At 66.9% G+C, this 26408-nt stretch carries 24 protein-coding genes; 15 read left to right on the top strand and 9 right to left on the bottom strand.

The features are described 5' to 3' along the window. Window positions 1-11: 11 nt before the first annotated feature. The gene (locus L5G32_RS01840; RefSeq protein WP_237009301.1) at window positions 12-1031 is read left to right on the top strand and encodes an aldo/keto reductase; all 1020 of its coding nucleotides are present in this window, start codon (window positions 12-14) and stop codon (window positions 1029-1031) included. An 81-nt stretch (window positions 1032-1112) separates the two neighbouring features. After that, window positions 1113-1664 carry a dihydrofolate reductase family protein gene (locus L5G32_RS01835; RefSeq protein WP_237009300.1) on the top strand — a complete coding sequence of 184 codons (552 nt, stop codon included), beginning with the start codon at window positions 1113-1115 and terminating at the stop codon, window positions 1662-1664. Between the two features lie 3 nt (window positions 1665-1667). On the opposite strand, the gene L5G32_RS01830 is transcribed toward L5G32_RS01835, so the two are convergent. Next, window positions 1668-3173: a DUF222 domain-containing protein gene (locus L5G32_RS01830; protein ID WP_237009299.1), complete on the bottom strand. Its 1506-nt coding sequence runs from the start codon at window positions 3171-3173 to the stop codon at window positions 1668-1670. 535 nt (window positions 3174-3708) lie between these two features. Between L5G32_RS01830 and L5G32_RS01825 the strand changes: the two genes are divergently transcribed. Both L5G32_RS01825 and purD read left to right on the top strand, forming a co-directional pair. After that, window positions 3709-4920, top strand: a complete 1212-nt coding sequence (locus tag L5G32_RS01825; RefSeq protein WP_237009298.1) for a low temperature requirement protein A — start codon at window positions 3709-3711, stop codon at window positions 4918-4920. 3 nt (window positions 4921-4923) lie between these two features. Beyond that, the gene (gene purD / locus L5G32_RS01820; protein ID WP_237009297.1) at window positions 4924-6177 is read left to right on the top strand and encodes a phosphoribosylamine--glycine ligase; all 1254 of its coding nucleotides are present in this window, start codon (window positions 4924-4926) and stop codon (window positions 6175-6177) included. Here purD and L5G32_RS01815 read toward each other — a convergent pair. Together L5G32_RS01815 and L5G32_RS19535 are read right to left on the bottom strand one after the other, a co-directional pair. After that, window positions 6167-7078, bottom strand: a complete 912-nt coding sequence (locus L5G32_RS01815; RefSeq protein WP_237009296.1) for an alpha/beta hydrolase-fold protein — start codon at window positions 7076-7078, stop codon at window positions 6167-6169. The genes purD and L5G32_RS01815 overlap by 11 nt on opposite strands. 3 nt (window positions 7079-7081) lie before the next feature. After that, window positions 7082-7201, bottom strand: a complete 120-nt coding sequence (locus tag L5G32_RS19535; protein ID WP_504928340.1) for a DUF8730 family Cys-rich protein — start codon at window positions 7199-7201, stop codon at window positions 7082-7084. Window positions 7202-7258: 57 nt separating this feature from the next. Between L5G32_RS19535 and purB the strand changes: the two genes are divergently transcribed. Genes purB through L5G32_RS01800 form a run of 3 tightly spaced genes read left to right on the top strand, consistent with a single transcriptional unit; the run spans window position 7259 to window position 11760 of the window. Beyond that, window positions 7259-8686: an adenylosuccinate lyase gene (gene purB, locus L5G32_RS01810; RefSeq protein WP_237009295.1), complete on the top strand. Its 1428-nt coding sequence runs from the start codon at window positions 7259-7261 to the stop codon at window positions 8684-8686. Window positions 8687-8743: 57 nt separating this feature from the next. Then, window positions 8744-9634 carry a phosphoribosylaminoimidazolesuccinocarboxamide synthase gene (locus tag L5G32_RS01805; protein ID WP_237009294.1) on the top strand — a complete coding sequence of 297 codons (891 nt, stop codon included), beginning with the start codon at window positions 8744-8746 and terminating at the stop codon, window positions 9632-9634. Continuing rightward, window positions 9634-11760, top strand: coding sequence for a S9 family peptidase (locus L5G32_RS01800; protein WP_237009293.1), 2127 nt, complete (start codon window positions 9634-9636; stop codon window positions 11758-11760). Before L5G32_RS01805 ends, L5G32_RS01800 begins: the two co-directional genes overlap by 1 nt. Before the next feature lie 60 nt (window positions 11761-11820). On the opposite strand, the gene L5G32_RS01795 is transcribed toward L5G32_RS01800, so the two are convergent. Both L5G32_RS01795 and L5G32_RS01790 read right to left on the bottom strand, forming a co-directional pair. Then, a complete protein-coding gene (locus L5G32_RS01795; protein WP_237009292.1) occupies window positions 11821-13335 on the bottom strand; it encodes a DHA2 family efflux MFS transporter permease subunit in 1515 nt (504 codons plus the stop codon). After that, window positions 13332-13805 carry a MarR family winged helix-turn-helix transcriptional regulator gene (locus tag L5G32_RS01790; protein WP_237009291.1) on the bottom strand — a complete coding sequence of 158 codons (474 nt, stop codon included), beginning with the start codon at window positions 13803-13805 and terminating at the stop codon, window positions 13332-13334. The genes L5G32_RS01795 and L5G32_RS01790 overlap by 4 nt, the downstream gene beginning before the upstream one ends. Before the next feature lie 80 nt (window positions 13806-13885). Between L5G32_RS01790 and L5G32_RS01785 the strand changes: the two genes are divergently transcribed. Genes L5G32_RS01785 through L5G32_RS01770 form a run of 4 tightly spaced genes read left to right on the top strand, consistent with a single transcriptional unit; the run spans window position 13886 to window position 16650 of the window. After that, entirely contained in the window at window positions 13886-14374 is a 489-nt protein-coding gene (locus L5G32_RS01785) for a glutathione peroxidase (RefSeq protein WP_237009290.1), read from the top strand. Between the two features lie 53 nt (window positions 14375-14427). Further along, a complete protein-coding gene (gene purS / locus L5G32_RS01780) occupies window positions 14428-14667 on the top strand; it encodes a phosphoribosylformylglycinamidine synthase subunit PurS (protein WP_237009289.1) in 240 nt (79 codons plus the stop codon). 7 nt (window positions 14668-14674) lie between these two features. Further along, a complete protein-coding gene (gene purQ / locus L5G32_RS01775) occupies window positions 14675-15355 on the top strand; it encodes a phosphoribosylformylglycinamidine synthase subunit PurQ (RefSeq protein WP_237009288.1) in 681 nt (226 codons plus the stop codon). Between the two features lie 11 nt (window positions 15356-15366). Then, entirely contained in the window at window positions 15367-16650 is a 1284-nt protein-coding gene (locus L5G32_RS01770; protein WP_237009287.1) for a M18 family aminopeptidase, read from the top strand. A 15-nt stretch (window positions 16651-16665) separates the two neighbouring features. Here L5G32_RS01770 and L5G32_RS01765 read toward each other — a convergent pair whose 3' ends face one another. Then, window positions 16666-17028, bottom strand: a complete 363-nt coding sequence (locus tag L5G32_RS01765; protein WP_237009286.1) for a winged helix-turn-helix transcriptional regulator — start codon at window positions 17026-17028, stop codon at window positions 16666-16668. A 131-nt stretch (window positions 17029-17159) separates the two neighbouring features. Between L5G32_RS01765 and L5G32_RS01760 the strand changes: the two genes are divergently transcribed. Continuing rightward, complete coding sequence (locus L5G32_RS01760; RefSeq protein WP_237009285.1) at window positions 17160-18017, top strand: NAD(P)H-binding protein; 858 nt, start codon at window positions 17160-17162, stop codon at window positions 18015-18017. 7 nt (window positions 18018-18024) lie between these two features. On the opposite strand, the gene L5G32_RS01755 is transcribed toward L5G32_RS01760, so the two are convergent. From L5G32_RS01755 to L5G32_RS01745, 3 genes are read right to left on the bottom strand one after another with little or no spacing between them, the layout of a single operon-like run. Continuing rightward, window positions 18025-19338, bottom strand: coding sequence for an outer membrane protein assembly factor BamB family protein (locus L5G32_RS01755; RefSeq protein WP_237009284.1), 1314 nt, complete (start codon window positions 19336-19338; stop codon window positions 18025-18027). Beyond that, entirely contained in the window at window positions 19335-19967 is a 633-nt protein-coding gene (locus L5G32_RS01750) for a DUF305 domain-containing protein (protein ID WP_237009283.1), read from the bottom strand. Before L5G32_RS01750 ends, L5G32_RS01755 begins: the two co-directional genes overlap by 4 nt. Then, window positions 19964-21532, bottom strand: coding sequence for an LVIVD repeat-containing protein (locus L5G32_RS01745; protein ID WP_237009282.1), 1569 nt, complete (start codon window positions 21530-21532; stop codon window positions 19964-19966). Before L5G32_RS01745 ends, L5G32_RS01750 begins: the two co-directional genes overlap by 4 nt. A gap of 323 nt (window positions 21533-21855) precedes the next feature. Here L5G32_RS01745 and L5G32_RS01740 point away from each other — a divergent pair, with 323 nt between their 5' ends. The 3 genes from L5G32_RS01740 (at window position 21856) to L5G32_RS01730 (ending at window position 26407) form a co-directional block, all read left to right on the top strand. Then, complete coding sequence (locus L5G32_RS01740; protein ID WP_237009281.1) at window positions 21856-24405, top strand: ATP-dependent Clp protease ATP-binding subunit; 2550 nt, start codon at window positions 21856-21858, stop codon at window positions 24403-24405. Between the two features lie 190 nt (window positions 24406-24595). Continuing rightward, window positions 24596-25411 carry a hypothetical protein gene (locus L5G32_RS01735; RefSeq protein WP_237009280.1) on the top strand — a complete coding sequence of 272 codons (816 nt, stop codon included), beginning with the start codon at window positions 24596-24598 and terminating at the stop codon, window positions 25409-25411. Window positions 25412-25501: 90 nt separating this feature from the next. Further along, the gene (locus L5G32_RS01730) at window positions 25502-26407 is read left to right on the top strand and encodes an SGNH/GDSL hydrolase family protein (protein WP_237009279.1); all 906 of its coding nucleotides are present in this window, start codon (window positions 25502-25504) and stop codon (window positions 26405-26407) included. Window position 26408 lies beyond the last annotated feature (1 nt).

The following is a 26408-nucleotide window of genomic DNA, read 5'->3' as shown; positions in this document are numbered from 1 at the left end:
AGACCATTTTCATGGACAGGATCACTCTCGGCGACGGCCTCATGACGTCGCCGATCGGTTTCGGCGGGATGGCGTTGACCCACGTCTACGGCGGAATCGACGAGGACGCAGCGTTGGGCGTCTTGAACGCCGCCGTCGATTCGGGCGTCACTCTCATCGACACGGCGGACGTCTACGGGCAGCCGAAGGCGGGCGCCGTCGGACCGGCCGGAACCAACGAGGAGCTCGTGTCACGACTTCTCACGAACAGGCGTGACGAGGTGACGCTTGCGACGAAGTTCGGCATCACCGGGCTCGGCTCGACGCCGGACGCCAAAGCGACCCGAGGCGATGCCGCTTACGTCCGCGAATGCTGCGACGCGTCGCTGCGACGGCTCGGCACCGACGTGATCGACCTCTGGTACCTGCATCGGCGGGACCCGGAGATCCCCGTCGAAGAGACGGTCGGCGCGATGTCGGAGCTCGTCGCCGCGGGCAAGGTTCGTCATCTCGGGCTGTCGGAGGTGACGGCGGCCGAACTGCGTGCGGCGCACGCGGTCCGCCCGATCGCTGCGGTTCAGAGCGAATGGAGTGTGTGGTCGAGGGACGTCGAGGCGCACGTCGTCCCGGCGTGCGCCGAGCTCGGTGTCGGGTTCGTTCCGTACTCACCTCTCGGCCGCGGATTCCTGACGGGAACGCTGACACGCGAGCAGGTCTCGTCGGACGTGCGAGGCCGGACTGCGCGGATGGGCGACAACTGGGACGTCAATCAGCGGGCGCTCGCGGTCGTGTCCGAGGTCGCGTCGCGACTCGGTGTCACGAATGCGCAGGCGGTTCTCGCCTGGCTGTATGCAGCGGGGCGTCGAGCGGGTGTCGCCGTCGCGCCGATTCCAGGCACGCGTTCGACGACACGGCTGGCGGAGAATGCTGCAGCGGTCGACGTCGTCCTCGACGAGGATGCCGTTGCCGCCCTCGATTCGGTCGCGTCGCTCGTCGCGGGTGGCCGGAACATCGTCGCGGATCCGACGTGGATCTCGGCGGGCCGCGAGTGAATTCTGCGTGCACCGATCAGTTTCGTCGATGGGCGCGGTCTACACAGGTGTAAACAATTCGGAGAGACGAAAGGGCCTGTCATGAGCCGCAAGATCACCGCACACCTGTTCCACTCCCTCGACGGGGTCGCCGAGAGTCCGGACAGATGGCAGTTCGGGGCGTTCGGGCCCGAAGAAGGCCAGATGATGGGGGAGTCGATCGGATCAGTGACCGACGCTGTCATCGGCCGGAAGCTATGGCAGGAGTGGTCGGAGTACTGGCCTGACGCGGAGGACCCGTTCGCTGAATGGATCAACCCGGTCCGCAAGCACGTCGTCTCGACGACGCTTTCCGGTGACCTTCCGTGGAACAGTGTCGTCGTCGGTGATGACCCGATCGCGTATGTGCGCGATCTCCGGGAGCGGGGAGAGGGCGACATCTCGGTCGTCGGAGGTGTCGAGACGGTGCGTTCGCTGTTCCTCGCCGGCCTCATCGACGAACTCACGTTGACGACCCATCCGGTGCTCGCAGGTGAGGGGCGGAGGTTGTTCGACGACTCGGTGCCGTTGACTCGGTTGCGGTTGATCCGGGCAGCTCAGACCAGCGCGGGGAATGCGATCCTGACGTACGGCCTACGCGGCGAACAGGACTAGCCCTCAGAACGGTGGCGGGCCGTCCTCGACGAACGCCGCGTGGTGCGCGGCCGCCGCGCACGCTTGCTCGAAACGCCGCTGCGACCGGATCCGCATCCGGTAGGCGTGCTTGGCCTGCGTGCGAGTCCGCGACCGCTCGGGCTGCGTGCTCGTCTCGACGGTCCCGCGCGCGACGGGCTCGCCGTGTCGGCACGGCACCAGCCCGAGGTCGGGCAGCAGCCACTGATTACGTGCACGCGATCGCACGCTGTAACCGCTCGGGGCGGTGACCTCGGTCCAGATCACCCCGTTCGCGTCGACGATCTGATCGTCGACCCATCCCTCGCCGAAAGTCTTGCAGAGGTGGTGATAACGGCACTTCGGATTCAGGTTGCACACGCACGTCGCGCCACCCGCCTCGGGACGTGCGTGGTCGAACTCGCACACATGGTCCAGGTCGCATCGCCACGCCGGACGCGCGCACCCCGGTTCGCTGCACGATCCGAACACCGCCCGGACCGCGGTGTCGCAGGCGGTGGTCGGGCGGTACGGATCGCCTGCTCGAGCGGTCCGATCGGCGAGGCCCGCGATGTCGAGCGGGCGGATGGCCGCATCGGAGCGAGCGGCGATCTCACGGACGTGGTGAGCATCGAGAACACCGAAACCGTCGAGCCAGCCGGCCTTCTCCGACTCGCCGGAGAGCGTCGAAGCGTCGGCGACGACATGCACCACGACGCTCGCGAACCGATCGGCGACGACACTGGCGGGCGCGGTCGCCGTGCACTCGGGATTGCCGCAGCCGCAACCGAACTCGCTGCGAGTGAGGAGCGCGACGGCGGCGTCGTGGCGACGGATGCCGCGGGTGCGGGTGTCGTCTGCGCACACCGAGTCGGCGACCGCGTCGATGCTCGCATCGATCACCGCCGCGTCTTGCACAGTCGTGGCGATCAGGACGTCGGCGCCGTCGACGTCGGTCGAGACGGTCACGCCCTTGCCGCGCGCCTCACGGCGTGCGCGCAGCCCGTCGGGATCGAGTTCGGCGACCGCGCGGCGCGCGACGTCGCTCGCATCCTTCCGCGACACCCCGCCGAACTCCCGCAGATCAGCCGCAGTCGTCGCGTCGACCGCGGCGATCATGTCCGCATCCTCGACGCCGGTGGTCTGCAACACGATCTCGCCGAACGCCGCCACCGAGATCACGCCGTCACGCATCAGTCGAGCCACCTGCGGGAGTCGTTCGAACGCCTCCACCGCGAGATGAGCCTGGCGGTCAGCGGTCGATGCTGCGACCCGAAGTGCGATCGCTACCTCGCGCGAGACGCTCGCAAACACGTCGACGACGCGACGATCGACCGAGTCCAACGCAACGCCGGACTCGCCCGCCGCAGCGGTCAACATCGCATAGATCGCCTGCCAGCGCAGGAACATCAACAGACCTTCGCCAGCTTGCAACGCGTTGATCAGCGCGCCGCCCGACTGCCGGCCCACCCCGACTGCCGACAGGTCGACCTTGGACCACATGCTGTCCATCCTCATCACCCCTTCCGTGTCGGCTCCGGCACTCGGAGCTAATTCGAACTGTTGTTCTAATTGTAAGCGAGTGTAGTGACATACACAATAGTAGAGTCGAACAAATGTTCTTACTGTGCGTGTATTGGTCACTGTCGCGTTGGTCGAGCACACGTCGCGCGAGGATGACGATCGAGCCCTGTTCTTGCTGATCGAGCGGAGGCGAGGTATCTCGACTCCGCTCGATCAGCAGGACGGATCTCGACTCCGCTCGATCAGCAGGACGGATCTCGACTCCGCTCGATCAGCAGGACGGATCTCGACTCCGCTCGATCAGCAGGACGGATCTCGACTCCGCTCGATCAGCAGGACGGATCTCGACTCCGCTCGATCAGCAGGACGGATCTCGACTCCGCTCGATCAGCAGGACGGATCTCGACTCCGCTCGATCAGCAGGACGGATCTCGACTCCGCTCGATCAGCAGGACCGATCTCGACGACGTGACGCTGTACGACTTGAGCGGTGACTAGCCCGCGCAAGAACTAGGCTGACTACGTGCCTGTGCGAACTCAGTTGCGACGGATGGCGGGGCGAGACCCTGACGAAGGCGAGCGGGCCGGGAGTGGACTGGAAGTCTTCTACGACCTGATCTTCGTCGTTCTGTTCTCGGTGGCCGGGGTCCAACTCGCGGACTACCTGGCCGACGGGAAGGTCTTCGTCGCCGTCGTCGGCTACGTCCTCGTCTCGTTCAGCGCGATCTGGGCGTGGATCAACTTCGCCTGGTTCGCGTCGGCGTTCGACACCGACGACCCGTGGTTCCGCCTGTCGGTACTCGTCCAGATGATCGGCGTCTCCGTGATGGCTGTCGGTGTGCCGCAAGTGTTCTCGTCGATCGACGCGCACGCCCACGTCGACTTGAAGGTCATCGTCTTCGGGTACATGGTGATGCGGATCGGGCTGGTTCCACAGTGGTTGCGCGCCGCTCGCGAGTCGGCGGAGTACCGATCGACCTGCCTGACGTATGCGGTGGCGTGCATCGTCGCGCAGGTCGGCTGGACGGTCGTCGCGCTCGCGCCGATGGGGCTCCGGACGACGCTGATCGCGATCGCGGCGTGCGCCGTCGTCGAGTTCCTCGGACCGTTGGTCGCGGAGACGAGGATTGCCAAGACTCCGTGGAATCCGTTTCACATCACCGAGCGGTACTCGACGCTCATCGTCATCACCCTCGGCGAAGGGGTCGTCGGCACCGTCGCCGTCCTGCAGGCCGAGATCGGTCTGACCGGGTGGACGATGCAGACCGCGGTGCTCGGTGCGACGGCCCTCGGCGTCACTTTCGCGATGTGGTGGCTGTACTCGGTTATGCCGAACGGCGAAGCGCTCGACGCGAACCGGGAGCGTTGCTTCCCGTGGGGGTACGGGATGATCCCGGTCTTCATCGCGTGCGCGGCGGTCGGAGCGGGAATGCACCTGATATCGAAGTGGATAGCGGGCGAGACCCACGACTCCGAACTGATGGTGATGCTGGCCGTCGCGATTCCGTTGGCGGTCTTCACCGTCGGCGTGATCGTCGCGCACTACTACCTCGCTGGACCCTCCGGGATGGAACTGGTCCTCGTCGTCGCCGCACTCGTCCCGATCGTCATCGGGATCGTGTTGGTCGCCGCTGGCGCCCCACTCCTGATCGCCGTCGTCGTCGGGTCACTGGCGCCGGTGCTGCCGACCCTCATCATCGAATTCAGCGAGAAGTTCACACCCGCTACGCTGTGATGCGTGCGCGCACTGGTGATCGGCTCGGGCGGCCGCGAACACGCCCTTCTCCTCGGCCTCGACCGTGACCCGTCGGTGACGGAACTCCACGCGGCGCCCGGCAACGCCGGGACCGCGACGGTCGCGACCAACCACGCCGTCGACGCGAACTCGGGGGACGCCGTCGTCGCTCTGGCTCGCGAGATCGGCGCAGACCTCGTCGTGATCGGACCCGAGGTCCCGCTGGTGCACGGGGTCGCCGACGCGCTCCGCGAGGCGGGAATCGCAGTCTTCGGTCCGAGCGCGGCCGCCGCGCAGATCGAGGGGTCCAAGGCGTTCGCCAAGGACGTCATGGCCTCAGCCGGTGTCGCGACTGCGCGAGCCGAGAGCGTCACCGCAGCTGCCGACGTCGACGCAGCACTCGACCGGTTCGGACCCACCTGGGTCGTCAAAGACGACGGGCTCGCCGCAGGCAAGGGCGTCGTCGTCACACCGGACCGGGACGCCGCTCGCGACCACGCCGTCGCGGTCATCGAGGGCGGGAACCCGGTACTGCTGGAGAGCTTCCTCGACGGACCCGAGGTCTCGCTGTTCTGCCTCGTCGACGGCGAGACGGTCGTTCCGCTGCTGCCTGCTCAGGACCACAAGCGCGTCGGCGACGGCGACGAGGGTCCGAACACCGGCGGGATGGGCGCGTACACGCCGTTGCCGTGGTTGCCCGACGGCATGGTCGATCGGATCGTCACCGACGTGGTCGAACCCGTCGCCGCCGAGATGGTCGCCCGCGGAGTCGGCTTCTCCGGCCTGCTGTACGCGGGACTGGCGATCGGACCAGACGGGCCGTCCGTCGTCGAATTCAACTGCCGCTTCGGCGACCCCGAGACCCAGGCCGTCCTCGACTTGCTCGAGACCCCGCTCGGCGAGGTGCTCGGTGCGGTCGCGAACGGCACGCTGGCCGAGCTCGAACCGCTGCGCTGGTTCGACGGGAGCGCCGTCGTCGTGGTCCTGGCCGCCCACAGCTACCCGGGCACTCCCCGGACCGGCGACGTCATCACCGGGGCCGACTCGGAAGGCGTGCTGCACGCGGGCACCAAGAACAACGACGCGGGCGACGTCGTGTCCTCGGGCGGCCGGGTGGTGTCCGTCGTCGGCCGCGGAGCCGACCTCGCGCAGGCACGGGCTCAGGCGTATCGCCGACTCGACGCGATCACCCTGGACGGCGCACACTTCCGATCGGACATCGGCAAGGCCGCTGAAGACGGCCGGATCAGGCTGTGAACTCGCGGCCCAGGAACGCGACCTGGTCGGGGAGCACCGAACGCCAGTAGCGGGTGGTGTGCCCACCCGGTCCCGTCGCGAACGCGGCAGGCGGATGCAGGTTCGCCGCCCACTGACGCGTGTACAGGTAGAACTGGTCCGACGTTCCGACGCTGATCATCAACGGGATGTTCGCGAACACGTGCTGCTGACCGAACATCGAATTCGCCCGGTAGTCGGCCTGTGAGTCGAAGGCGCGTGGTGGGAACTGAGTGGGATCGGCCCACATCGCGGGCGAGCTCACAGCGATCGCCGCGACCCGCTGCGGGCCGAGGATCGCGCCGATCCGCAACGCCCCGTAGCCGCCCATCGACCACCCGAACAGCCCGATCTTGTCGGTCCGCAGATTCAGTTCCGGGCTCGCCTCGAGCATCGGGATGAACTCGTCGATGATCATCGCGGCGCCGTCGGCTCCGTCGGTCCTCAGGTGAAAGTAGTTGCGGTCCACGTCGACGCACGCGACGGCGAACGGCGGATTGCCTGCATCGACATGCTGCTGGACGACGCTCTGAATGTTGAGGCCCTTGCTGAAGATGGACTTCTCGTCGATGTTCAACGCGTGCGCGACGATGACGACCGGCAGTTCGCCGGTCACGCCGCGAGGCCGCGTCATCGCCCACCGTGTGGTCCGCCCGGCCATCTTCGCGGACACGAACTCGCCGGTGATCAGCGGCGGATCGTCGGGAATGGTCGGGGGCGTCGTCTCAATGGCCAGCTCGTCGTCCGCGCCGGTGTGCGCGGCACCACGCGGGGCCACGGCATCGTCCGACGCGCACGCTGCGAGCCCGAACCCGGCCAGGCCTGCGGCGAGGCCTGTTCCGCCGGCGAGAAGAGTGCGACGGGAGACTGGTGACGTCTGCACTCGTCAGCGAGGGCAGGTGCAGCGCTGGTCCTGGGGGAGCGGAGTCATGACCTCGTCGATGTGGGCACCGCAGCCGTCCCAGGTTGTCTTGCCGCAGGTCTTGCAGGTGACGGGGTAACACATGGTGTCGAGGATACGCGATTTTCGCTCCGACGATGAACCGGCACTAGACTGCACAACGTGGGAAAACCTGCTATCAGTAATGTCCTCGCCAATCGGTACGCGTCTGCGGATCTCGCGCAGATCTGGTCGCCGCAGCACAAGATCGCGTTGGAGCGTCAGCTCTGGATCGCGGTGATGAAGGCGCAGCGCGACCTCGGGATCGATGTGCCGGCGGAAGCGATCGCCGACTACGAGAAGGTGGTCGATCAGATCGACCTCGGCTCGATCGCCGACCGCGAGCGCGTCACCCGCCACGACGTGAAGGCGCGGATCGAGGAGTTCAACGCTCTCGCCGGCCACGAACACATACACAAGGGAATGACGAGCCGGGACCTCACCGAGAACGTCGAGCAATTGCAGGTCCTGCTGTCGCTGCAGCACGTCCGCGCCCACGGCGTCGCTGTGCTCGCCCGCATCACCGAGCGCGCCGCCGCATACGCGACGGTCGTCATGGCCGGCCGCAGCCACAACGTCGCCGCGCAGTCGACGACCCTCGGCAAGCGGTTCGCGTCGGCGGCCGACGAGCTGATGATCGCCCTGACCCGCGTCGACGAGCTGATCGCCCGGTACCCGCTCCGCGGCATCAAGGGGCCGATGGGCACCAGCCAGGACATGCTCGACCTGCTCGACGGCGACGCCGCCCGACTCGACGAGCTCGAGGGCGCGGTCGCCGAGCATCTCGGCTTCTCCAACGCACTGACCTCCGTCGGCCAGGTGTATCCGCGTTCCCTCGACTACGACGTCGTCTCCGCGCTCGTCCAGGTCGCGGCGGGCCCGTCGTCGCTGGCCACCACGATCCGCCTGATGGCGGGCCACGAACTGGTCACCGAAGGCTTCCAGCCGGGGCAGGTCGGCAGTTCGGCGATGCCGCACAAGATGAACACCCGCAGCTGCGAGCGCGTCAACGGGCTCGCGGTGATCCTGCGCGGTTACGCGTCGATGACCGGCGAGCTTTCCGGCGCACAGTGGAATGAGGGCGACGTGTTCTGCTCGGTGGTGCGCCGAGTCGCACTGCCCGACGCGTTCTTCGCGATCGACGGACTCATCGAGACGTTCCTGACGGTGCTCGCTGAGTTCGGGGCCTACCCGGCCGTCATCGCCAACGAACTCGACCGCTACCTCCCGTTCCTCGCCACCACCAAGGTGCTGATGGCATCGGTGCGCGCAGGCGTCGGCCGCGAGAGCGCGCACGAGGCGATCAAGGAGAACGCCGTGGCCGTCGCTCTCGCGATGCGCGAGGAGGGGCGCGAACCGGATCTGATCGACCGGCTCGCCGCCGACAGCCGCATCCCGCTCGATCGGGCGCAGCTCGACGCGCTGATCGCTGACAAGTCAGCGTTCTCCGGCGCGGCCGAAGCCCAAGTCGCCTCCGTCGTCGAACAAGCGCAGAAGTGGATCGAGGCCTACCCGGCCGCCGCGGCGTACGCGCCCGCACCGATCCTCTGAGCCGACGCAAGCGACGACCCACTCTACGAAGACCGACCCGTTAGGTTCACCCACTCCATGCGTCCAGCACTCGAGTCCTACCGACACATCGCGTCCGGCAAGGTCCGTGACATCTACGAGATCGACGAGACGACCCTGCTGTTGGTCACCTCGGATCGAATCTCCGCCTACGACTTCGTCCTGTCGACGCCGATCCCCGACAAGGGGCGGATACTGACGGCGGCCAGCTTCTTCTGGTTCGACGCTCTCGGGGTGCCGAACCACCTGGCCGGCGGACCCGACGACGAGCGGATCCCGGCCGAACTCGTCGGACGGTCGATGGTCGTCGAGAAGTTGCCGATGGTGCCCGTCGAGTGCGTGGCACGCGGCTACCTGACCGGCTCAGGACTCGTGGACTACCGTGCCACCGGTTCGGTGTGCGGCGTCGCGCTGCCCGACGGACTCGGGGAGTCGGACAAGCTGCCGGAGCCGATCTTCACGCCCGCGACCAAGGCCGCGGTCGGCGACCACGACGAGAACGTCTCCTTCGAGCAGGTCGCGGACACCGTCGGCCGCGAACTGGCCGACCAGCTCCGCGATGCGACGCTCGACATCTACGGACGCGGAGCCGCACTCGCCGCCGATCGCGGAATCATTCTGGCCGACACCAAGTTCGAGTTCGGGCAGGCAGCCGACGGATCACTCGTCCTCGCCGACGAGGTTCTGACCCCCGACTCGTCCCGGTACTGGGACGCGCAGGCGTACACCCCCGGGCAGGTGCAGCCGAGCTTCGACAAGCAGATCGTCCGCAACTGGCTCACCGGAGACGAATCGGGGTGGGACAAGGCGTCCGAGCAACAGCCGCCTGCCCTCCCGGCCGACGTCGTCGAACGGACCAGACAGCGCTATATCGAAGCTTACGAACGCATCTCGCAGTTGCGTTTCGCCGACTGGGCGGACCGAGTCTGATGACGGCCGCACCGATCGCGAAGAAGGTTCGCTCCGAGCGCGTCCACCACGGTGACGTGTTCGTCGACGACTACGAGTGGCTGCGCGACAAGACCGACCCTGAGGTGATCGCCTACCTCGACGGTCAGAACGCGCACACCGAAGCGCAGACCGCCGACCTCGCGGATCTCCGGACGGCCATCTTCGGCGAGATCAAGGCGCGTACCCAAGAGACCGACATGGGGCTGCCCACGCGCAGTGAAGGCTACTGGTACTTCGCACGGACCACCGAGGGACAGAGCTACGCCAAGTACTGCCGGTGCCCGATCCGCGGCGACGACGACTGGACACCGCCGGAGGTCTCGGTCGACGCCGCGCTTCCCAGCGAGGAAGTGTTCTTCGACGCCAACCGGGAAGCCGCAGGCACCGAGTTCTTCAGCATGGGCGCGCTGTCGGTGTCGCACGACGGCACGCGACTCGCGTACAGCGTCGACACCGAAGGCGACGAGCGGTACACACTGCGATTCCGCGACCTCGGGACCGGCATCGACCTGCCGGGTGAAGTTCGCGACACCGCGGGCGGGGCAACCTGGTCCAAGGACGGCCGGTTCGTCTTCTACCTCACCGTCGACGACGCATGGCGACCCGACACTGTGTGGCGTCACGAGGTCGGCGCAGGCGCCGACGACGTGAAGGTGTTCCACGAGCCCGATGAGCACTTCTGGGTGGGCGTCGGATCGACGCCGAGCGAGGAATACCTGTTGATCGGGGCCGACTCGAAGCTGACGTCGGAGATGTTCGTGCTGTCGGCCGACGACCCGACCGGCGAGTTCGTCTCCGTCGCGGGGCGCACTCCGGGCACCGAGTACGGCGTCGACCACGCGCGCATCGACGGCGACGACTACTTCCTGATCGTGCACAACGGGGAGGTGGACGGCGCCAAGGCCGTCAACTACGCGGTGGACATCGCGCCCGTCGACGACATCGGAGCGCGTCGCCCGTTCATCCCGCACGATCCGTCGCGCCGCATCGAGGATGTCGACAGCTTCCGTGACTATCTCGTGCTGTCGTACCGATCGGATGCGCTCCCGAAGCTGGCCGTCGCCGATCTGCGTGCGGTGCGCGGTGTTCCGACGATCGACGACTTCGTCGAAGTGCGTTTCGACCAGGACCTCTGTTCTGCGGGTCTCGGATCGAACCCCGAGTGGGGCACACCCCGTCTGCGGATCGTCTACACGAGCTTCGTCGACCCGGTCGAGGCGCTCGACCTCGACGTAGCGACCGGCCAACGGACCCTGTTGCGTCGGCAGACGGTGCTCGGCGACTACGACCCGTCCGAATACGTCGCGACCCGCGACTGGGCGACCGCGCAGGACGGCACTCGCATCCCGGTGTCGTTGGTGCGGCGCCGCGACCTCGCCGACGGCCCGGCACCGGTTCTGCTCGTCGGATACGGCGCGTACGAGACCCCGATCGACCCGGGTTTCGCGGTGTCCCGACTCTCGCTTCTGGACCGCGGCGTCGTCATGGCCTACGCGCACATCCGCGGCGGCGGCGAACTCGGTCGGCCGTGGTACGAGGGCGGCCGACTCATGCACAAGCGCAACACGTTCACCGACTACATCGACGTCGCACGCCATCTCATCGACACCGGCCGCACGTCGCCGCAGCAGCTGATCGCCGACGGCGGCTCGGCGGGCGGACTCCTGATGGGCGCGGTCGCGAACATGGCGCCGGAACTGTTCCGCGGTGTGCTGGCGGCGGTCCCGTTCGTCGACGCTCTCACCTCGATGCTCGATCCGACCCTGCCGTTGACCGTCACCGAATGGGACGAGTGGGGCGACCCGTACCACGACCCGAATGTGTACGACTACATGAAGTCGTATTCGCCGTACGAGAACGTCGCCCCGCGCGACTACCCGGCGATCCTCGCTCTCGCGTCGCTCAACGACACCAGAGTGCTGTTCACCGAGGCGGCCAAATGGGTTGCGCGACTCCAGGAATCGACGACTTCTGGTCGTCCTGTCCTGCTCAAGACAGAGATGTCGGCAGGCCACGGCGGCGTGAGCGGCCGGTACAAGCAGTGGGAGGAGACGGCGTACGAACTCGCCTGGATCCTGCGTGAGTCCGGTGCCGTGACTGTGTAGCTGCAAAGAACTGTGCCCCGCTGCTTTCGCAGCGGGGCACAGTTCATTTCGCAGTGTGCGTCAGTGCGCCAAGACCGGGGTCTCGACTCCTTCGGCTTGCGCGATCTTCTTGCGGGGCAGGAAGAACGCCGGGATGAGCGTCAGCGCGACCAGGACGGTGCTGATGATGAACGTCGTGGCGAACGCCGAGGCGGCATCGTCGAATCCGAGGTCGAGGACACCCTGCGGCACGTCCGTGGGCACCATGTCCGGTGCGACGTTCGAACCGATTGCGAGGGTGGCGCCTGCGGTCAGCAGTCCGGTGTAGACGACCGTGATCACGGCGGAGCCGATCGACGACGCAGTCTGCTGGACGACGTTCACCAACGTGGAGCCGTCGTTGACCTGTTCGGGCTTCAGGGTGGCGAGAGCCGCCGACATGATCGGCATCATCGTCATGCCCATACCGAGACCCTGGATGAACAGTGCGCCGCACAGGTACAGGTACGAGGTGTCCGGGCCGAGGAAGACGAACGCGCCGACACCGATGACGAGGAGTACCAGGCCGCCGAGCACGAACTTGCCCGGCCCCATCTTGTCGGTCATCTTGCCTGCGATCGGCATGGTCAGCATGGCGCCGATGCCCTGCGGGGCCAGCAGCAGACCGGCGATCAGAGTGGTCTCGCCGCGGACGCCGATGAAGTACTGCGGGTACAGCAGCGACGAGCCGAAGAACGCGATCATGAAGGTCACCATGGTGAGCACCGAGACCATCAGGGTGCGGTTCTTGAACAGACGCAGGTCGATCAGCGGATTCTTCGAACGCAGTGCGTGGAAGACGAAGCCGATGACGAGCAGGGCTCCGAAGATCATCGGAAGGTAGACCTTGGGCACCGAGAACGTCGACTCCTCGGCGCTCGAGGAGACGCCGAACAGGAACAGCGCGAGACCCGGGGACAGCAGCAGCAGGCCGATGCCGTCGATCGACGGACGGACCTTGTCTTTGTCGGAGGGCAGCACGAACCAGGCGTAGACGATGGCGATGAGGCCGATCGGGATGTTGATCAGGAAGACCCAGTGCCACGACGCGATCTCGATCAGCCAGCCGCCGAGGATCGGGCCGGCGATCGGGCCGAGCAGCATCGGGATGCCGAGAACGGCCATGACCGAGCCGACGCGAGCCGGGCCTGCCGCCTTGGTCATGATCATCATGCCGATGGGCATGAGCAGACCGCCGCCGAGACCCTGGATGACGCGGAACGCGACCAGGGTGCCGATGCTCGTGGCCAAGGCGCACAGGATCGAGCCGATCAGGAACAGGACGAGTGAGGCGAGGTACACGTTTCGGGTGCCGAAGCGTGAAGCGGCCCAACTCGCGATCGGGATCACGGCGGCCAGGGCCAGCGTGTAGCCGGTCATCGACCATGCGACGCTTGCGGGCGTCGAGGAGAACTCCTGCGCGAAGGTGTTCTGTGCGACGCCGACGACGGTCACGTCGAGGATCGACATGATCGCGCCGAGGACGACCACACCGGCGACGATGAACACATCGCGGCCGAGTTTGTCCGGCGCAGGGGCCGAGACGGATGAAGTCATGAGGTCACTTTCTCTGGTGAGAGGTGGGTGAGGACGTCGGACAGAGTGCTGCGCAAGGTGTTTCGCAGTTGCTCTGGCAGTGTGGCGATCACGTCAGCGAGATCGTCTGAATGCTGCGTGAACTGTTCGGCAAGCAGCGTGCGCCCCTTGTCGGTGAGCGAGAGTCGCTTGACTCGACGATCGTCGGGGTCTTCTCGCCGATCGACGAGTTCGAGCCCGACCAGACGATCGGCGCCCCGGCCCGCCGCTGCGAGCGAGAGGCCGACCGCGTCAGCCAGTGTGTTCACCGAGACCGCTTCGTCCTTGCGACCCAGCGTGAAGAGCATCCGCAGGTGCGAGAGTGGCATGTCGAGCGCGGCGAGTGAATCCGCAGCGTGAGCGCTCTGCTGGCACGAGAGTGCGTCGAGGAATCGGAACAGCACCGCACAGGTGGCAGTGACTGATTCGTCTACGACAGAGGGAGAAGACACCTCAAAGAACTTACGGGCACGCAACTATTGCTGCAACACAACGACTCGTGAGGTTGCTCACCGTGATTAGGCTGTGGGGTATGAGTCACTCGAACATCAAGTCCATCCCGGTGAACGCACTCGACGGCTCGCCGATGAGCCTCGGCGACCTGACCGGCCCGCTGCTCGTCGTCAACGTGGCGTCCAAGTGCGGACTCACCCCGCAGTACACGGCCCTCGAACAGTTACAGAAGACCTACGGACCCAAGGGGCTGACGGTCGTCGGCATGCCGTGCAACCAGTTCATGGGCCAGGAACCGGGCACCGCCGACGAGATCGCCACCTTCTGCTCCACCACGTACGGCGTCAGCTTCCCGCTTCTGGAGAAGGCCGACGTCAACGGTGACGACCGCCATCCGCTGTACACGGCGCTGACACAGACCCCGGACGCCGACGGCGAAGCAGGCGACATTCAGTGGAACTTCGAGAAGTTCCTCGTCTCCTCCGACGGTGAGCCCGTCGCACGGTTCCGGCCACGCACCGAGCCCGACGCACCCGAAGTTGTCTCGGCGATCGAAGCTGCGCTCTGAGGCCCAGGTAAGCTACCGCCGTACGACTTTCTCACCGAAGGAGCGGTTGCCTGATGGCACGTGTAGTGGTCGATGTCATGCCGAAGGCCGAGATCCTGGATCCCCAGGGGCAGGCGATCGTCGGCGCCTTGGGACGTCTCGGATTCGCGGGCGTCGCAGACGTCCGACAGGGCAAGCGATTCGAGTTGGAGGTCGACGACTCGGTCAGCGACGCCGACCTCGAGCGCATCGCCGAAGACCTCCTGACCAACACGGTCATCGAGGAGTTCGCCGTCTCCCGAGTGGCGGAGTGAGCAGCCGATGACCGCACGTATCGGAGTCATCACCTTTCCGGGCACACTCGACGACGTCGATGCCGCCCGTGCCGTCCGCCTCGCAGGCGGCGAAGCCGTCGACCTGTGGCACGGCGACGCCGACCTGAAGGACGTCGACGCGGTCGTCGTCCCCGGCGGCTTCTCGTACGGCGACTACCTCCGGACCGGTGCGATCGCCAAGTTCGCACCGGTGATGGGCGAAGTGATCGCAGCGGCCGCCACGGGGATGCCGGTCCTCGGCATCTGCAACGGCTTCCAGATCCTGTGCGAGGCAGGCCTGCTGCCCGGTGCGCTCACCCGCAACCAGGGTCTGCACTTCGTGTGCCGCGACCAGTGGCTGCGCGTCGAATCGAACGTCACCGCGTGGACCAGCCGTTACGAGCCGGGCGCCGAGATCTTGATTCCGCTGAAATCGGGGGAGGGGCGCTACGTCGCATCCGAGCAGACCCTCGCGGAACTGCAGGGCGAAGGCCGCATCGTGTTCACCTACGCGGGCGACAACCCGAACGGATCGCAGCTCGACATCGCGGGCATCTCCAGTGCCAACGGTCGCGTCGTCGGCCTCATGCCGCATCCCGAGCATTCCGTCGAAGCCCTCACCGGTCCGTCCGACGACGGTCTCGGCCTGTTCTATTCGGCGCTCGACGCCGTCATGGCAGCCGTCTGACGGAGCCGGTGATGGAGACAGGGGCAGGGGCGACCGCAGTTGGCCTCGGCGAGTTCATCGACTCCTCGCCGTCGCCGTTCCACGTGTGCGCGAGCGTCGCCGAGTCCCTCGACGCCGCGGGCTATGTGCGCGTGTTCGAGGCGCAGCCGTGGCCTGTCGACGTCCGACGCGGCTACGTCGTGCGCGGGGGCTCGATCATCGCGTGGGACGGCTCCGTTCTCGACACTGTCGGCCGACCGGGCAGTGCGCCCTTCCGCATCATCGGCGGGCACACCGACAGCCCCAACCTCCGCGTCAAGCAGCACCCGGACCGGCGGGCCGCGGGGCTGTCCACAGTCGCACTGGAACCGTACGGCGGCGCCTGGCTCAACTCGTGGCTCGACCGCGACCTCGGACTGTCCGGGCGGCTCGCGTACGCCGACGGCTCGTCCGTCGCCCACGCCACGGTGCGGATCGACGAGCCGATCCTGCGCGTCCCGCAACTCGCCATCCACCTGTCCGACGACCGCAAAGGCGTGCACCTCGACCCGCAGCGGCATGTCGACGCGCTGTGGAGCCTCGACGAGAAGGCGTCCATCGTCGACGTCGTCGCCGAGCGTGCAGAGGTCGACCCCGCAGCGGTGCTCGGCTGGGAACTGATGGCGCACGACGTCACGCCCGCACGCATCGTCGGCGCCGGCGGTGAGTTCCTCAGCGCACCGCGACTGGACAACCAGGGCACCTGTTACGCGGGACTGCGAGCGCTTCTCGACGCGCGGCCGGGCCGCAGCGTCACCGTGCTCGCGTTGTTCGATCACGAAGAAGTCGGGTCGGGTTCTGAGCGGGGCGCGTCCAGCGACTTCCTGGTCACCGTGCTGGAACGGCTCGTCGCCGCGAACGGCGGCGGCCGCGACGAGTTCCTGCAGACCATGGCGGCAAGCGTCTGCGCGTCGGGCGACATGGCGCACGCCACCCACCCCAACTACCCGGACCGGCACGAACACGGCCACCAGATCGCCGTCGGCGGCGGACCGGTCCTCAAGGTGAACCAGAACCTGCGCTACGCGTCCGACGCGACGGGGGAGGCCGAGTTCGCGATGGCCTGCCGCGACGCAGGTGTGCCGCTGCAGCGGTACGTCCATCGTGCGGACCTGCCCTGTGGTTCGACCATCGGACCGCTCACCGCGACGCGCACCGGTCTGTTGACCGTCGACGTCGGTGCTCCGCAACTCGCGATGCACAGCTGCCGTGAACTCATGGGCGTCGACGACGTCGCCATGTACTCCAAGGCGCTGCGGGCGTTCCTGGAGCGCTGAGATGTTCGCGATCCGCTAGCGCTCGTCGTAGTCCTCGCGAGCCTTCTGGACTTCGGGCAACCGGCCTTCGACGAGGTCGATCAGGCCTGCCAGGCGAGATGCCACCTCGGTCCCGAGATCAGTCAACGAGTACTCGACCCGTGGGGGAATCGCCTGCAACACAGTGCGATCGACGAATCCGTCGCGCTCGAGCGACTGAAGGGTCGACGACAGCATCCGCTCGCTGACCCCGTCGACTCGGCGTCGTAGCGCGTTGAACCGGAGCTCGCCGTCGCGGAGCGCCACGAGCGCGAGGAGTCCCCAGCGGCTCGTCGCGTCCTGCAGTACGGGCCGGGACTCGCAGTCGCGTGAGAAGACGTCCGGGGATAACGCGGTCATGTCTGCCACTTTATACCCACCGTATCGCGCGTGCTGACTGGTTCTGTTGCACTGCACTAAAAGTAAGTGCATGATCAATGGGTAGAGGCGTTGCAGTCCATGGCAGCGCCGCCCGATCGAAGGAGAACCCCATGACGACGTTTGCAGTGACCGGAGCGACCGGCGGCCTCGGCGGTGCGGCGATTTCTGCCCTCATCGCGCGGGGCGTCGCTCCGTCCGACATCGTCGCGTTCGCGCGCGACGACGCGAAGGCGACGCCACTCCGGGAAGCGGGCGTCGTCGTCCGTCTCGCCGACTACGAGCGCCCGGAGACCCTCGACGCAGCGCTCGGTGGCGTCGACCGCCTGCTGCTGGTCTCCAGCCCGGAAGTCGGTAAGCGGACGCCGCAGCACCGGAACGTCATCGACGCGGCACGGAAGGCAGGCGTCGGCTTCGTCGCCTACACGAGTCTGCTCGGCGCCGACACGTCGCCGTTGATGCTGGCGGCCGAACACCGGGAGACCGAGGCCTACCTCGCCGACAGCGGCCTCGACCACGCGCTCCTGCGCAACGGCTGGTATTCGGAGAACTATGCGGCCTCGGCGCCCGCCGCGATCGACAGCGGTGTCTTCGCCGGTTCGGCGGGCGCCGCGGTGGTCGCGCCGGCCGCACGGGCCGACTACGCGGATGCGGCAGCCGCTGCTCTCCTCGCACCGGAGGCCGGCCGCGTCTACGAGCTCGCGGGATCGCAGCACTTGACGTACCCCGACATCGCGGCCGCGTTCGGCGAGATCGCCGGAAAGCCGGTCCGCTACCAGGACCTCCCCGTCGCCGACTACAAGGCGGCACTGGTCGGAGCCGGCGTGCCCGAGGGGGCGGCAGCCGTCTTCTCCGACTCCGACGGCGGAGCCGCTCAGGGCGCCCTCGACTCGTCGTCGACGGACCTCGCAGACCTCCGAGGCTCTCCGAGCACGCCGTTCGTCGAAGCGATCCGCGCAGCCCTGCGGTAGTGCGAACCTAGTTCGGGGTCAGCACACTGAGCGTGGAGCCCTGGTTGAGCACGATCCGCCCGTCGACGTCGGTCGCGTCGCCGTTGATCGGCAGCACCCACGCCTGCTCGCCGGTCGACGGACGGAAAGCGGTGAGCTGACTCCGGTTCCCGAAGACCACGACGTCCTCGGACGCGCCGACACACGACAGCATGTCGACGTCGGCCTCGGGTCTGCCGAACTCGGGTTCGGCGAGCTCGCCGACCCGGGAGCCGTCGTCGAGTGCGAAGAAGACGCGTGAGCGGTCCTTGAGAGCGAAGGACACCTGCGGTCCACACGGGCGGGTGTGCGCCTTGGACAGTTCGGTGTCCGAGACCTCCCAGACGGCGTCGCCGGTCGCCGGATCCATGACCTGATAGCGGCCGTGCGCTTGCAGGACGGTGTCGCCCGCCGCCGTGACCACCGGCAGAGTCGACAGGCCGGGGACCACTCGGAGGCCGTCGGCGCTCGAGACACGCGTCGGATCGACGACGCCGTCGGACACGCGATAGAAGTCGAGCGTCGTGGTGCCGTCGTGGCTGCGGGAGACGACGAGTCCCGTCGGGTAGGTCGTCACCTCGCAGTCCTGACAGGCTGCGACATCCTCGCCAGTAACCGGATCGATGACGAACCGTGCGCCGTCCGCAGTCGCGACGGTCAGGACGCCGTCCGTGACGCTCGGCCGCGCGGATGCGGCGAACGTGCGAGTCCAGCGCTCGTCGCCGGACGGCGAACGTCGGGACACCTGGTATCCGCTGTCGTTGACGTGCACGAAGTCGGCGCCCAGCCCGACCAGTTCCGCAGTGTCGGATCCTCTCGACGTCAGTTCCAGGCTGCCGTTCTCGCGGTCGACGACGAAGAAGCCGTTGTCGGGGCCGTCGGTCCGCGTCCGCACCGAGCAGCCGATGTCACCAGACTCGTCGAACGCGCACGCGCCGAACCCGGCGTTCACCGGCTCATCCCATCGCTGCGCGCCGGTGCCGGCGTCGACGAGGACGTACATGCGCCGGATTCCGGCGGTGTACGAGACGAGCCAGTCGTCGCCGGAGGTGTCGGCGATCGTGATGTCGCCGTCGCCGGTCAGACCGGGCAGTGACTGGTCGTCCAGAGTCCATGCCGTCGACGGCGTCGATGCGTAGTCGTCCAACACGCCGTGGCCGCGGGTGTTCTCGGCGCCCGTCGGCTGGCCGAGGACCAGGCCGGCCGCCACGACCAGCGCTGCTGCGCCGACGGCGGCGAAGGAGCCCATACCGAAGGAGCCCATACCGAAGGAGTCCATACCGAAGGGGAGGCGACGAGTCACGGGGCGACCCCACGAGCGCGCAACAGGAGGGTCATCTGCCCGATCTCGTCGCCCTGCTCGGTGATCATCGACAGCGCAAGCCTTCGGGTGGCCGCCGACGCAGTGTCCGAGTTCTGTGCGGCCGTCGCCATCTCGACGCCGCCACGATGATGTCGGGTCATCAATTGCAGGAACAGAATCTCCGCCGCCGTCCCGCGGGCGTCCGACAGTCGGGCGATCTCGTCCGCGCTCGCGAGCCCCGGCATCGGCGGCTCGTCGGGGTCCGGCGGTGTCGAGTGCTCGTGCTCGCCGGGATGCATCCATTCCATCGGATGTTCGGAGGTGAGCGGCAGCGCGAACCAGTCCAGCCATCCGCGCATCGTGGCCGCCTCCGCGGTCTGCGTCGCGGCGATCCGATCGGCGAGGCCGCGGATCTCCGGCGCGACGTCGGCCGTCAACGTGTTCGCGATCAGGATCGCCTGGTCGTGGTGCACGCCCATGTCCTGAGCGAACCCGATGTCTGCGGGAGTCGGTTCGTGCGAATGCTGTTCGGCGCGGTGGTTCTCCCAGGCGACTCCGCCGAAGAACCCTGCGGCGGCCACGACGAGTGCCACGAGCACTGCGCACGCTGCGATGGTGGCTCGTGTCATCCCGAGACGGACTCCTGGTCTGCGGGCGGCGTGTAGACGTCCGGGCTCAACTGCAATGCGTAGAAACCGCCGTCGGAGCACGTCGTCCACAGTTGGTCGCCGTGGAACTCGGGTGGTGAGAAGCACCAGTCGGTGGACATGTCGCCGCCGACGACCATTCCCGAACGGGGGCCGAGCGCGTCGTTGAGCTTGGCCTTCCCGTTCACGATCGACATGCCGAGACTCAGGAACTCGATGGCGGGGACACCGATGATCGAGCCGAGGACGTGCGCGGAGTTCGGTAGGTCGACGATTGTCGCGTTCTTCTGCGCAGGCGGGTTGAAATAGGCGATCTCGCGGATCTTCGACAGGTCGCGGATGTCGAAGACGCGGATGCCGGACGACTCCCACGAGCAGGCGAGCGTTGTCGGATCGTCGGGGCGGTCCGCCGCGCAGTAGTGCGGGTTGCTGCTGAACAGGCTGTTGCCCATCGAGTCGCGGAGATTCGTGTCGAGGTTCTCCGGCAGGTTGATCTCCAGTTTGATCTGCGCCTTGTACTTCGGCTTGTTGACCCGCGTCACGTCGAACACCTTGACACCGCCCGATCCGCCTTCGTCTGCGGTGATGATGTGCGGCCTGCCGTGGTAGGTGACCGGGATCGAGTGCTGGTTGAGCTGACCGTCCGGCCACAGGTAGGCGGCAACGTGTCGAACCTGCGGGAACCGTGCTCGTCGTTGGATGGAGCTGATGTCGAGGACGGTGATGCCCGCCATGTTCGAGAGGTACATGCGTTTACCGTCGGGGGAGATGCCGAACCCGTGCCCGAGGAAACTGTGCAACCCCTGCCAGATGACGCGCGGCGACGCAGGATTCGAGACGTCGATGGCGCTGAGGTGTCCGGGGAAGACGCCGGACGCCCAGTACGTGCGGCCGTCCGGCGACCATCCGCCCTCGTGCGAGGTGAAGGGGAGCGGCGTCGCGGTGCCGGGGCCGCGATTGAGCAGGCGCGGGTGTTCGCAGTCGGAGATGTCGTAGACGGCGAAGTATCCGCCGCCCCACAGCAACGGGACCGATGTGGCGGCGAGAAGCTTGCGCTTCTCATTCACCTTGAGGGTCTCCCAGGTGCCGCCGCGCATCGCCGGAGCCGTCAACGACCCGACGACCTTCGGGGCGCTGGGATCCGCGACGTCGACCACCTGCACGCCGGGCTGACGGACGAGATTGTTCCCGGGGAACAGACTGCCCGTGTAACTGCAGTGGTCGTAGGTGACCGACGTGATGCCGCCCCCGGCGCCGCGGACGTTGCCGAGTTCGGAGAGGTTGCAGTGGTAGCCCCGACGTGAGCGGCCCGAGTTCCGGTCCTCGGCGGTGACCTGCCCCTGCAGGGCCCGCTCCGGACTCGATCCGGGACCGCAGTCGGCTCGGTCGACGGCGACGTCGGAGATGTCGCCGAAGAAGTGATTGGCGGCGTTCGCGTCGGGCGCGACGGCCAACGATCCGAACAGCGCGATCACCGATCCGATCGCGACCACGGTGAGGTACCGCCACTTGACTGTCAGTGGCGTGCGTGTTCGTGTGCGTGTCATGGCCGGTCCCCGACTTGCCGAGTGTTTTATGGTGTGGCGCAAAGTAACACGCATAATGTGGTCGGCGGGTCCGGTTCGGGTGAATCCGTGCCTGGCGGGGGTGCATTGAGCGGCGTTCGCTCACGGCGTAGTCGCGCGGGAACATCAGTCCTGCGTGCAGCGTTGTCAACCTCAGACCCCCATCGTGGTCGACGGCGTCCGCCCGAGACCGGAGTAATGAGCGGGCGGCCAGGCACGACCACTAAGGTGGACGTAGGGCTGGTCGTCATACTCTGCCGCGGTTGCGCGGCAACGACCGGGGCGCAAGCAATCGAGGGAGAACAATGTTCGAACGGTTCACCGACCGCGCACGCCGGGTTGTCGTCCTGGCGCAAGAAGAAGCGCGGATGCTCAACCACAACTACATCGGCACCGAGCACATTCTGTTGGGCCTCATCCACGAGGGTGAAGGCGTGGCGGCAAAGGCGCTCGAGTCGCTCGGCATCTCACTCGAGGCCGTGCGCAGTCAGGTGGAGGAGATCATCGGCCAGGGCCAGCAGGCTCCGTCCGGCCACATCCCGTTCACCCCGCGCGCCAAGAAGGTCCTCGAACTGAGCCTGCGCGAGGCTCTGCAGCTCGGCCACAACTACATCGGCACCGAGCACATCCTGCTCGGTCTGATCCGCGAGGGCGAAGGCGTCGCCGCGCAGGTGCTGGTCAAGCTGGGCGCCGACCTGAACCGGGTCCGCCAGCAGGTCATCCAGCTGCTCTCGGGCTACCAGGGCAAGGAGCCGGAGACGGCAGGCACCGGCGGGCGCTCGTCCGACGCGGGGACCCCGTCGACGTCGCTGGTCCTCGACCAGTTCGGTCGTAACCTCACGACCGCCGCGTCGGAGGGCAAGCTCGACCCCGTCATCGGGCGCGAGAAAGAGGTCGAGCGGATCATGCAGGTCCTCTCGCGTCGTACCAAGAACAACCCGGTCCTCATCGGTGAGCCCGGCGTCGGCAAGACCGCCGTCGTCGAAGGTCTCGCCCAGGCGATCGTGTCGGGCAACGTCCCCGAGACGCTCAAGGACAAGCAGCTGTACACCCTCGACCTGGGCTCCCTGGTCGCGGGCAGCCGCTACCGCGGTGACTTCGAGGAACGCCTCAAGAAGGTCCTCAAGGAGATCAACACCCGCGGCGACATCATCCTGTTCATCGACGAGCTGCACCAGCTCGTCGGCGCGGGCGCCGCAGAAGGCGCCATCGACGCGGCCAGCATCCTGAAGCCGAAGCTGGCGCGCGGCGAGCTGCAGACCATCGGTGCGACCACCCTCGACGAGTACCGCAAGTACATCGAGAAGGACGCGGCACTGGAACGTCGTTTCCAGCCGGTCCAGGTGGGCGAGCCGTCGGTCGAGCACACCGTCGAGATCCTCAAGGGCCTGCGCGACCGTTACGAGCAGCACCACAAGGTGTCGATCACCGACGGTGCGCTCGCGGCTGCCGCGTCGCTCGCGGACCGTTACATCAACGACCGCTTCCTGCCGGACAAGGCGATCGACCTGATCGACGAGGCCGGCGCACGCATGCGCATCCGCCGGATGACCGCTCCGCCAGACCTGCGCGAGTTCGACGATCGCATCGCCGACGCGCGCAAGGAGAAGGAGTCGGCGATCGATGCGCAGGACTTCGAGCAGGCCGCGAGCCTCCGCGATAAGGAGAAGAAGCTCGTCGCAGAGCGAGCTGAGCGTGAGAAGCAGTGGCGTGCAGGTGATCTCGACGTCGTTGCCGAGGTCGACGACGAGCAGATCGCCGAGGTCCTCGGCAACTGGACCGGTATCCCGGTCTTCAAGCTCACCGAGGAGGAGACCAAACGTCTGCTCCGTATGGAGGACGAGCTGCACAAGCGGATCATCGGCCAGGAGGACGCCGTCAAGGCCGTCTCGAAGGCGATCCGTCGTACGCGTGCCGGCTTGAAGGACCCGAAGCGTCCGTCGGGCTCGTTCATCTTCGCCGGCCCCTCGGGCGTCGGTAAGACCGAGCTCTCGAAGGCGCTCGCCGGCTTCCTGTTCGGTGACGACGACGCGCTCATCCAGATCGACATGGGCGAGTTCCACGACCGGTTCACCGCGTCGCGCCTGTTCGGTGCGCCTCCGGGATACGTCGGCTACGACGAGGGCGGTCAGCTGACCGAGAAGGTCCGCCGCAAGCCGTTCTCCGTCGTGCTGTTCGACGAGATCGAGAAGGCGCATTCGGAGATCTACAACACCTTGTTGCAGGTCCTCGAGGACGGCCGTCTCACCGACGGCCAGGGTCGCACGGTCGACTTCAAGAACACGGTGCTGATCTTCACGTCCAACTTGGGCACCGGCGACATCTCCAAGGCCGTCGGCATGGGCTTCAGCGGCACCGATGACGGTCGCGGCTCGAACTACGAGCGGATGAAGCAGAAGGTCAACGACGAGCTGAAGAAGCACTTCCGCCCCGAGTTCCTGAACCGTATCGATGACGTGATCGTCTTCCACCAGCTCAAGGAGCACGAGATCCTGGAGATGGTCGACCTGATGATCACCCGTGTCGAGACTCAGCTCAAGAACAAGGACATGGCGATCGAGCTGACCGAGAAGGCCAAGAGTCTGCTCGGCAAGCGCGGTTTCGATCCGGTGCTCGGTGCGCGCCCGCTGCGTCGCACCATCCAGCGCGAGATCGAGGACCCGCTCTCCGAGAAGATCCTGTTCGACGAGATCAAGGGTGGCCAGATCATTCTGGTCGACGTCGAGAACTGGGACGGCGAAGGCGACGGCGACGACGCCCTCTTCACCTTCGCCGGCTCGGAGAAGCCGCGCGACATCCCTGACGACGCGGTCGAACTGACCAAGACGGCAGGCAGCGGCGACAGCGACGCCTGACTCGAGACCCCTCACGACGAACGGCCGGCGGACAACCCGCCGGTCGTTCGTCGTTTCCCGCGTCGGAGTCGGATCTTCCGAGTCGGACGAATGACGCGACCCGAACAAGAATCCGGAGGCCGTCTACGATTCAGATGTCGACGATCGGCGCTCCTGCCGGTCGTGAATGCAGCGAGTCGGGAGCAGAATCATGTCGTACGGACCCCCTAACCAGCCGCCGCCCAACTTCGGGCCGCCCAACTTCGGGCCTGCGGCGAAGCCGTCGTTGCAGAGTCGGCTTCTCGCGCCGACCGCTGCACCGAACAAGAGAACCTTCATGGTCGGTCTCGGTGCGGTCGTCGTAGGTGTGCTGCTGATCGTGTTCAGCTTCCTGACGTGGTTGTCGCTGAGCGCGACGATCTCTGAGCCCATTCCGGGTGCAGGCGAGATGAAGGTGAACTTGGAGATGACGGTCACCGGAGTGGGTGTCGACTCGAGTGATGTCGACATCAGCATGCCGGACGGGGTTCCGGACGGACTCATCGACGAGTCGCAGATCGACCCTGACGAATCCGGCGGTGACGGCCCGGGGTCGCCGGCGATCTGGACGATCGTCTTCGGCGTTCTCCTCATCGTGGGCGGTGCCCTGCTCGCCGTTCGTCGTTTCCCGGGCATCGGCGCGGTCATCGTCGCCGCCGCGGGGTTCGCGACGACCATTGCCACCATCGTCTTCGTCGCGGATCCGCTCGGAGCATTCGGCGGCGACGTGGGGGACGTGGACGGCAGCGATGCGAGCGCAGGGTATGGCCTGTGGCTGACTCTCGTCTTCTCGCTGATCGCTCTGGCGGTGGGCGCCGTGGCCATGCTCGCCACGGTGTTCCCGGAGAAGCTCGGCGGACCGAAGAGTCCGATCGGCCCGGGTTTCGGTCCGCAGCCCGGCTTCGGTCCCGCACAGCCCCCGAACTTCGGCCAGCAGCCCCCGAACTATGGCCAGCAGCCGCCGAACTTCGGTCCTCCGCGAGGGTGACACTCGTGTCTTGAGTCCAGGTCGAAGATCACACGCGGAACGTCCTGGGGATTCGTGTTCTTCACAGGTTCCTGTGTGAAACTACGAGTCATGCTTTCGTCTCGAATCCCGTTGTCGCGCGTTCTGATCGTCGTACTCACGATGGCGGTCGTGGCGGGTGTCGGCGTTTCGATCGCGACTGCGCGCGACGCCGACGGAACTGCTTCGGCTCGACCGTTGATGGCGGCCCAGAATTCGCCTGTCGAGAAACCCCGTTACGTCGCTATGGGCAGTTCGTTCGCATCCGGACCGGAATCGAATCGACGCGGCCCCAGTAACTGCGGTCGAAGCCAGGACAACTACCCGAACAAGGTGGCCGACGCTCTCGGATACCGACTCGTCGACGTCACCTGCGCGGGGTCCACGACCTCCGACATTCTGAAGCCGTCCAAGCGCTACCACAAGCCTCCCCAGATCGACGCCGTCACTTCGGACACCGATGTCGTCACGCTCACGACCGGTGGCAACGACGTCGGCTACATCGGTCGGCTCGGAGTCCAGAGTTGCGTGAACCTTGCGATGGCCGGAGTCCACCCGCTGCACTGCAACGCGAATCGGACCCCGTCGCCCGCGCCGGCCCCCGCGTCGTTCGCCTCGGTCGAGCGTCGGATGGAGCAGATCGTGCACGCGATCAGGGCCCGCGCTCCGAAGGCGAAGATCGTGTTCGTCGACTATCCGCCGGTGGTCTCGGTCGCCGACGTCGCCTGCCGGAAGTTGCCGCTCGCGCCGTGGGAGATCGTCGAAACGGGAGTCGTCGCCGATTCCCTCGCAGCGGTCACCGCACAGGCCGCTCACGCGACCGGTTCGATGCTCGTCCAGCCGTCGCAGACCGGAAAGGCGCACACAGTGTGTTCGCCCGACCCGTGGCTGCAGGGCTTCCCCGGCACGCCGCCGTATCACCCGACGAATGCGGGTAAGAACGGGGTAGCGCGCCTGGTCATCGACAAGATGCGCTAAC

Origin of the sequence: Gordonia zhenghanii (genome assembly GCF_021738965.1) — a bacterium.
Lineage (GTDB): Bacteria > Actinomycetota > Actinomycetes > Mycobacteriales > Mycobacteriaceae > Gordonia > Gordonia zhenghanii.
Note: the sequence above shows the minus strand (reverse complement) of the source record. Positions and strands in the feature narration are given on the sequence as shown.

Excerpts from the sequence above, each read along its gene's own strand:
- L5G32_RS01745 (WP_237009282.1), bottom strand. The coding sequence starts at position 21,532 with ATGACACGCACACGAACACGCACGCCACTGACAGTCAAGTGGCGGTAC.
- L5G32_RS01805 (WP_237009294.1), top strand. The coding sequence starts at position 8,744 with ATGCGTCCAGCACTCGAGTCCTACCGACACATCGCGTCCGGCAAGGTC.
- L5G32_RS01760 (WP_237009285.1), top strand. The coding sequence starts at position 17,160 with ATGACGACGTTTGCAGTGACCGGAGCGACCGGCGGCCTCGGCGGTGCG.
- L5G32_RS19535 (WP_504928340.1), bottom strand. The coding sequence starts at position 7,201 with ATGTGTTACCCCGTCACCTGCAAGACCTGCGGCAAGACAACCTGGGAC.
- L5G32_RS01740 (WP_237009281.1), top strand. The coding sequence starts at position 21,856 with ATGTTCGAACGGTTCACCGACCGCGCACGCCGGGTTGTCGTCCTGGCG.
- L5G32_RS01800 (WP_237009293.1), top strand. The coding sequence starts at position 9,634 with ATGACGGCCGCACCGATCGCGAAGAAGGTTCGCTCCGAGCGCGTCCAC.
- L5G32_RS01795 (WP_237009292.1), bottom strand. The coding sequence starts at position 13,335 with ATGACTTCATCCGTCTCGGCCCCTGCGCCGGACAAACTCGGCCGCGAT.
- L5G32_RS01770 (WP_237009287.1), top strand. The coding sequence starts at position 15,367 with ATGGAGACAGGGGCAGGGGCGACCGCAGTTGGCCTCGGCGAGTTCATC.
- L5G32_RS01785 (WP_237009290.1), top strand. The coding sequence starts at position 13,886 with ATGAGTCACTCGAACATCAAGTCCATCCCGGTGAACGCACTCGACGGC.
- L5G32_RS01835 (WP_237009300.1), top strand. The coding sequence starts at position 1,113 with ATGAGCCGCAAGATCACCGCACACCTGTTCCACTCCCTCGACGGGGTC.
- L5G32_RS01840 (WP_237009301.1), top strand. The coding sequence starts at position 12 with ATGGACAGGATCACTCTCGGCGACGGCCTCATGACGTCGCCGATCGGT.
- L5G32_RS01830 (WP_237009299.1), bottom strand. The coding sequence starts at position 3,173 with ATGGACAGCATGTGGTCCAAGGTCGACCTGTCGGCAGTCGGGGTGGGC.
- L5G32_RS01750 (WP_237009283.1), bottom strand. The coding sequence starts at position 19,967 with ATGACACGAGCCACCATCGCAGCGTGCGCAGTGCTCGTGGCACTCGTC.
- purQ (WP_237009288.1), top strand. The coding sequence starts at position 14,675 with ATGACCGCACGTATCGGAGTCATCACCTTTCCGGGCACACTCGACGAC.
- purS (WP_237009289.1), top strand. The coding sequence starts at position 14,428 with ATGGCACGTGTAGTGGTCGATGTCATGCCGAAGGCCGAGATCCTGGAT.
- L5G32_RS01730 (WP_237009279.1), top strand. The coding sequence starts at position 25,502 with ATGCTTTCGTCTCGAATCCCGTTGTCGCGCGTTCTGATCGTCGTACTC.
- L5G32_RS01735 (WP_237009280.1), top strand. The coding sequence starts at position 24,596 with ATGTCGTACGGACCCCCTAACCAGCCGCCGCCCAACTTCGGGCCGCCC.
- L5G32_RS01765 (WP_237009286.1), bottom strand. The coding sequence starts at position 17,028 with ATGACCGCGTTATCCCCGGACGTCTTCTCACGCGACTGCGAGTCCCGG.